General features: G+C 69.9%; 5 protein-coding genes and 1 pseudogene. 3 read left to right on the forward strand and 3 right to left on the reverse strand.

Going from position 1 to position 6638, the window contains the following annotated elements; genetic code table 11:
- The first annotated feature begins 4 nt into the window (after positions 1-4).
- On the forward strand, positions 5-544 hold the full coding sequence (locus ACFXGJ_RS03920) for a hypothetical protein (protein WP_378616682.1): 540 nt from the start codon (positions 5-7) through the stop codon (positions 542-544).
- Between the two features lie 171 nt (positions 545-715).
- On the opposite strand, the gene ACFXGJ_RS03925 is transcribed toward ACFXGJ_RS03920, so the two are convergent.
- Positions 716-1255, reverse strand: coding sequence for a TetR/AcrR family transcriptional regulator (locus ACFXGJ_RS03925; protein WP_378616684.1), 540 nt, complete (start codon positions 1253-1255; stop codon positions 716-718).
- A 126-nt stretch (positions 1256-1381) separates the two neighbouring features.
- Here ACFXGJ_RS03925 and ACFXGJ_RS03930 point away from each other — a divergent pair, with 126 nt between their 5' ends.
- Positions 1382-2908, forward strand: a complete 1527-nt coding sequence (locus ACFXGJ_RS03930; protein WP_378616686.1) for an MFS transporter — start codon at positions 1382-1384, stop codon at positions 2906-2908.
- On the opposite strand, the gene treZ is transcribed toward ACFXGJ_RS03930, so the two are convergent.
- Positions 2905-4662 (reverse strand): malto-oligosyltrehalose trehalohydrolase, encoded by a 1758-nt coding sequence (treZ, locus tag ACFXGJ_RS03935; RefSeq protein WP_378616688.1) that lies wholly within the window; start codon positions 4660-4662, stop codon positions 2905-2907. The two genes, ACFXGJ_RS03930 and treZ, sit on opposite strands and share 4 nt — an antisense overlap.
- Before the next feature lie 65 nt (positions 4663-4727).
- Positions 4728-5417, reverse strand: a pseudogene (locus ACFXGJ_RS03940) (adenylate/guanylate cyclase domain-containing protein); the annotation flags it as partial.
- 444 nt (positions 5418-5861) lie between these two features.
- On the opposite strand from ACFXGJ_RS03940, the gene ACFXGJ_RS03945 reads away from it, so the two are divergent.
- Positions 5862-6554: a hypothetical protein gene (locus ACFXGJ_RS03945; RefSeq protein WP_378616690.1), complete on the forward strand. Its 693-nt coding sequence runs from the start codon at positions 5862-5864 to the stop codon at positions 6552-6554.
- The last annotated feature ends 84 nt before the right edge of the window (positions 6555-6638 follow it).

A 6638-nucleotide genomic window follows, 5' to 3' on the forward strand; every position in this document is an offset into this window, starting at 1 on the left:
GCCGGTGGACGTTCTCGCGGGTCGGGTCGCTGCGGCGACGAGCGGAGTCGCGGCGGGCGCGCACCTGGTGCTCGCGGTGCTGCTGCTCGGGCAATCTCTCGTGTTGGCAACGGTGTTGGGGGCGATGGCGGGCTGGTGTCTGAACTGCGCGCGGCATCTGTGGCACGCGCCGAGCCTGCGCACGTGGACCGTCGCGGCGGCGGGAGGTGCGGCGATGCTCGCCGTACACGCCGGGTCGATGGCGGTGATGCCACTGTTCGCCGGTGCCCCCGCGATGCATCACCACGGGGGCACCGTGGTGTCCGAGACGCCGGGTGCGATGACCGGAGGGGCGGTCGACCTGAGCGGGCTCATGACCGCGTCGATGGGTGCGGTCCTGGTCGCCGAGGTGCTCCTGCTCGCCGGCGCCGCGGCAATCGCTACGTGCTGTCGGCGGCCGGGGCGGTACCGGGGCCCTGGGCGCTGGCCGGCATCGGCGGGCGCACGTTCGGGACCGTGGGTGTCGCGTCGCTTGCACGTGACGCGGCGAGCTGGATCGGGATGAGACACAATGCCATTCGACGCACGGGCAGCCTCCGTCGTTGGACTCCGATGCGCCAGAGCCTAGCCCGGAATGGCCCTGCCGCTGGGTGTTTCGGCCAATTGTCAGGGCTTCATGCGGGTCGCCTCAACACAGCGAGCTCGAGCAGGCGGTGCCGTTCCGGGGGCGGTGCTCCTACTCGAGAGCTTCCCGGCCGAGGAGCCGGCTGACCACCTTGCGATGAAGCTCGGGGTCGGGCTGCGGCAGGCCCATCAGCGCCGCAAGGTAGAGGCCGTCGCCGACGAGCCGCACGATCTCGGCCTGGACCGGGTCGGCGAACTCTGCGCGCAGGCCGTCGTCCCACGACCGCATCATGTCGATCACGGCCTGTTGCACCTCGCCCTGCTGGCCGTCGACGGAGCGCAGCGCCGCGATGGTGGACTGGAACAGTGCGAGCTCGTTGGTGGTGCCGGCGTCCAGCGTCTGCAGGTACCACTCGGCAACCGACGATCCGGACTCGGCGAGTTGCTGGTCGGACCGTTCGCCGAGCCGACGAACCATGCCGGCGAGAAGCGCGTCCTTGCTGCGGAAGTGGTAGAGCAGGCCGCCCTTGGAGACGCCGGCCTCGGCGGCCACGGCCTCGAGCGTGACCTGCGAGAGTCCGCGCTCGAGCAGCAGTCTCTCGAGCGCATCGAGGATTCGGTCGCGGGTGCTCGCCGCGGGGGTCGCGGTCATCGCTGGTGTCCTGTCACGGATATCACTGTACCGGCTGGACGGTTTACTGTTAGCCTGGGTCGGTCACTGTACCGGCTGGACGGTTCAGTGTGGATTCCTCTGATTTCGAGCTGAGTGGGAGCAACCGTGTCTGTCACCACAGACAAGAAACCGATCGACGATGCGACCGACGTCCGGGCGAGTGGCCGCGACTGGCTGGGCCTGGTCGTGCTGGCCCTTGCCGTGCTGCTGATCTCCGTCGACGCCACGGTCCTGGACCTCGCGTTGCCGTTCATCAGCGCCGACCTGGCGCCCAGCAGCACCCAGCTGCTGTGGATCATCGACGTCTACTCGTTCGTCCTCGCCGGACTGCTCATCACCATGGGCACCCTCGGCGACCGGATCGGCCGACGCCGGTTGCTGCTGATCGGCGCCGCCGGATTCGGTGTCGCGTCGGCGATCGCGGCGTTCGCCGCGAGCCCGGAGATGCTGATCGCGGCCCGTGTGCTGCAGGGTGTCTCCGGCGCGACGCTGATGCCCGCGACGCTCGGCCTGATCCGGACCATGTTCGTCAACCCGCGTCAGCGGACCACCGCGATCGGCGTGTGGGGAGCGATGGCCGGTGGCGGCGCCGCGGCCGGACCGCTGGTCGGCGGCTGGCTGCTCGAGCACTTCTGGTGGGGTTCGGTGTTCCTGGTGAACCTGCCGGTGATGGCCACACTGATCGTGTTCGGGCCGATGGTGATCCGGGAGTCCAAGGATCCGAAACCGGGTCGTTTCGACCTGCCGAGCGCGGCATTGTCGATGCTGGCCATGGTTCCTCTCGTGTACGCGGTCAAGGAGTCGGTGGCACACGGTCCCGACCTGACCCTGGCCGCGGTCGGTGCGGTGGGACTGCTCGCCGGCTACGCGTTCGTCCGCAGGCAGACGCGCCTCGAGAACCCGATGATCGACCTTCGGTTGTTCCGTCGCGCGGCCTTCACCACCGCGGTGCTGACCAACCTGCTCTCGGTGTTCGCGCTCGCCGGTGTGCTGTTCTTCGGCTCGCAGTACCTGCAGTTGGTGCTCGGCAAGACCCCGCTGCAGGCCGGACTGCTGATGCTTCCGGGTACCGCGACGAGCATCGTGTTCTCGTTGCTGGCCGCGTGGTTCGTGCGCAGGTGGCGGCCGGGGACGGTGCTGTCGATCGGGCTCGCCGTCGCCGCGATCGGTGCTGCCGCGATGATGTGGCTGCAGGCCGACGGCGGCCCCGCGATGTTCGTGGGCGGCTTCGTGCTGATCGGTTCGGGCGTCGGTATCGCGCTGACGCTGACCTCGGACCTGGTGGTCAGCTCGGTCGAGCCCGAGCGGGCCGGTGCGGCCTCGGCGGTGTCCGAGACGGCGTACGAACTGGGCGTCGCGCTCGGCGTCGCGATTCTCGGCAGCGTGGTGCTGGCGATGTTCCGTCGGGGACTGGACGTCTCGGCGCTCGCCGGTGATGCCGGGCACGCCGCGCAGGAGACCCTCGGCGGTGCGGTGGCGGTCGCGAAGTCGGTGCCGCAGGAGGTCGGGGCCGCCCTGGTCGAGTCCGCGCACCAGTCGTTCGTCAGCGGTATGCACGTGGCCGCCGCAATCACCGCGGTGATCCTGTTGGTCACCTCCGTGCTCGTCCACCGGTTGATGCGTACCCGCTAGGGGGCGTCCAGGATCACGAACGAGTGGCCGGGGACGACGATGGCCGAGGCGGTCTGATCCTGGGTCGGTGGGTCCCACCACAGCAGTGGGCGCCCACCGACCGGGACCGTCACCGGGCTCGGTCCGAGGTTGCAGGCCAGTCGGATGTCGCCGCGCACGAGCACGATCCAGCGTTCGTCCTCGTCGTAGTCCACGACGAGGTGCTCGAGCCACGGATCGGTGAGCTCGGCTCGCTCGGCCCGCAGAGCGATGAGCGCGCGGTAGCAGTCGTGTAGGCGCCGGTGGTCGGGCTCGGAGAGCTCGCCCCAGTTCAGCTTGGATCGCAAAAAGGTCTGCGGGTCCTGCGGATCGGGCACCGCGTCGCTGCCCCAGCCGTGCCCGGCGAACTCCGCACGCCTGCCCGCGGCGGTGGCCAGGGCCAGCTCGGGTTCCGGATGCGAGGTGAAGAACTGGAACGGGGTGCTCGCGCCCCACTCCTCGCCCATGAACAGCATGGGGGTGTACGGAGATCCGAGCACCAGCGCCGCCTTGATCGCGAGCTGGCCCGCCGACAGGTAGCTGCCGGGACGGTCACCGACCGCCCGATTGCCGACCTGGTCGTGGGTGCACGTGTAGGCGAGCAGCGCGCTGGCGGGGGTGCGCCGGACGTCGAGCGGACGGCCGTGGGTGCGGCCCCGGAAGCTGGAGAAGGTGCCGGCATGGAAGAAGCCCTGCCGCAGCGTGCTCGCCAGACACTGCAGGGAGCCGAAATCGCCGTAGTAGCCTTGCCGTTCGCCCGACACGGCGGCGTGCACCGCGTGGTGGATGTCGTCGTTCCACTGCGCATCGAGGCCGTAGCCGCCCGCCGACCGCGGCGCGATCAGGACCGGGTCGTTGAGGTCGGACTCCGCGACCAACGTGAGCGGCCTGCGGAGGTGGGCCGAGAGCGTCTGCGTCTCGACGGCCACGTCCTCGAGCAGGTGGGTGGCGGTGCGGTCGTCGAGCGCGTGGACGGCGTCGATACGCAGACCGTCGATGTGGAAGTCGCGCAGCCAGCGCAGCGCGTTGTCGATGATGTAGCGGCGCACCTCACCCGAGGACGGCCCGGAGATGTTGACGCCTCGCCCCCACGGGTTGGCGGTCTCGGACAGGTACGGGGCGTAGCGGTCGAGGTAGTTGCCGGACGGCCCGAGGTGGTTGTAGACCACGTCGAGGATGACGCCGAGCCCACGGCGGTGGCAGGCGTCGACCAGGCGCTGCAGGCCGTCCGGACCGCCGTACGGCTCGTGCACCGTGTACCAGAGGACGCCGTCGTAGCCCCAGCCGCTCTCGCCGTTGAAACCGTTGACCGGCATCAGTTCGACGAAGCCGACCCCGAGGTCCACGAGGTGGTCGAGGCGCTCGACCGCCGCGTCGAAAGTGCCCTCGGCGGTGAACGTTCCGACGTGCAGTTCGTAGACGACGCTGCCGGCGAGCTGACGTCCCGTCCACTGCGCGTCGGTCCACGCATCGGGGTCGAGTGCGTGCAGCTGCGAGGGGGAGTGCACACCGTCGGGCTGGCGAGGCGACCGCGGGTCGGGCAGCACCGTCGGATCGTCGTCGAGTACGAACCCGTACCTGCTGTCGGCGCGCGCGGGAAGATCCGCGCGCCACCAACCGTCGTCGTCGCGGGACATGGGGTGCAGATCGCCGTCCAGGTGCAGCCGAACTCGGCTCGGAAGTGGTGCCCAGACCTCGAACCGGTACGTCGTCGGCGTTGCGACAGATTGGGTCACGGTGCCAGCATGCCGCACCGGGCCGCGCTGCGCAGGCGCGCGGGGTCACCGACTCGCGGCGACGCTCATGGGTTCTCCCGGTGCTGGACCGGTTCGGCGACGACGGTCGGCTCGGCGCGACCCCTCAGTGTGACGCTCCGGCCGGTCGTCCAGTGTTGCGACTCTTCGTCGGCCGCTGCCGCGACGGCATGCCCCGACGCGAAGGTCCGGGTGCCGCAGGACTTCGCGATGCCGGACAGGCGCGCGGCCTCGTTGACGGGATCGCCGATGACGGTGTACTCGTAGCGCTGCTCGGCCCCGATGTTGCCGGCGAAGACCTCTCCGAACGCCACGCCGATGCCGAAGTCGATCGAGTGGAGTGCGCCCAGGGTGCGTCTGAGGCATCGAGCGGTCGCGAGCGCGAAGCCGGCCGGGTCCGCCACCGGTCGCGGCGTGCCGAAGATGGCGAGTGCCGCATCACCCTCGAACTTGTTGACGAAGCCGTGGTGACCTTCGACCGCGGTCACCACGATCCGGAAGAACTGGTTGAGTACGGCGGCGACCTCGGCCGGCGGTCGGGTGGCCGCGAGCGACGTGGAGCCGACGAGGTCGAAGAACAGAACTGCGGCCTCGGTGACTTCGCCGCCCGCCAGGCCGGCGCCGTCCGGCAGCGAATCGCGTTCGAGTGCCCGGCGCGCCACGTCGCGGCCGACGTGCCTGCACAGGAGGTCGTGCAGACGTTCACGCTCGGCCAATCCACGCACGATCTCGTCGAACTGCGCCGCCTCGTGAGCGGCGTCGTGTCGTGGGGCGTTCGAGTCGATGACCTTGGTGAGGTACCGCTCGTGGCTGAACATTGCCCTGACTTCCTACTCGTGACGGCATCCGGACAGGTCCGAGATGCTTGCAGGTCAATCCTGGGCCGGACGCGTCGGGATGTAGCCAGTAGTCGACTACTCCAATCGCGATCCGCGTGGCGCCCGGCCGCTGCGTAGTCGCCCGACAGCCGCCCAGTGACCCGCAGGCCACAGCACTCGGAACGGCGGCGGGTCCGGGGGTGTGCCGCGATGTCGGCGCCGACACTGTCCCGTCATCACCGAGGATCGCCGCCGTCGCGACGGGCGGGTCGAGACCGCCATTCTCCGGACGCTCGAGGTGCCGCATTGATCAAGTCGTCGACAGGGGTGCTCTGTTGTGTGGAAGCGAGCTAGATTCCGGGTATGTGTGAGCGGGTGTCGACCGCTGCCGGTGAGTTGGCGCGCCGGCTGGGCCGCATCGAGGCCGCGCCGGGCTCGGACGCCGAGGTCGCGGACCGGATGCTGCGGGGGTCCGGCCTCTCGCTGCACGGGACCGTCGTCCAGCTCATCCACAGTGCGCTCGATCACCTGGACCTGGCAGGCCGTGACGCGGACCCGCACGAATTCGCACACCCGACCCTGGTCCGCTCCGCCATCACGACCGCGGCTACCGCGCTGTGGCTCATGGCCGGTCCGATCGACGAACAATGTTATCGCACAATGCAGTTCGGCTACCGGGACCAGGTCTATCGCCGTCAGTACCTCGAGACGAACCGGGCTGGGCAGGGCAAGTGTGCCGACGCCGACGCACAACGCGCGGAGTTGTTGGCTGCCGCCCGGACGCTGCGGCCCGGCCTGAGTGAGCGACGCTTCCGCGCCATCGACTCGGACAGCTTCATCGTCGCCCAGGCCGGCCTGCTGATGCCGCCGGATGCGCTCGGCGGGCCCGACCCGGCGATGGAGGTGACCTCTCGGTGGAACCTGCTCAGTGCCTACGCACACGGCCGCACCTGGGCGGCCGTCGAGACGGGCGACCTGGTGGACAGCGCCGAGGTTGCCCTCGCGGTGGCGCAGGCGGCGGTTGCCCGACTCGAACTGCTCGGCGCCGCGCGTTGACAACTGCCGGGCGGGATCGCGAAACCGCTTCGAGTGCAGCCGGTTTCGATATCGTCGACGACGAGCCGCCGACCGAACGGGTTC

Source organism: Rhodococcus sp. NPDC059234 (assembly GCF_042754225.1).
Lineage (GTDB): Bacteria > Actinomycetota > Actinomycetes > Mycobacteriales > Mycobacteriaceae > Rhodococcus_G.

What these genes read in the sequence shown, in the direction of transcription:
- ACFXGJ_RS03925 (WP_378616684.1), bottom strand. Translation starts at nt 1,255, where the DNA reads ATGACCGCGACCCCCGCGGCGAGCACCCGCGACCGAATCCTCGATGCG.
- ACFXGJ_RS03945 (WP_378616690.1), top strand. Translation starts at nt 5,862, where the DNA reads ATGTGTGAGCGGGTGTCGACCGCTGCCGGTGAGTTGGCGCGCCGGCTG.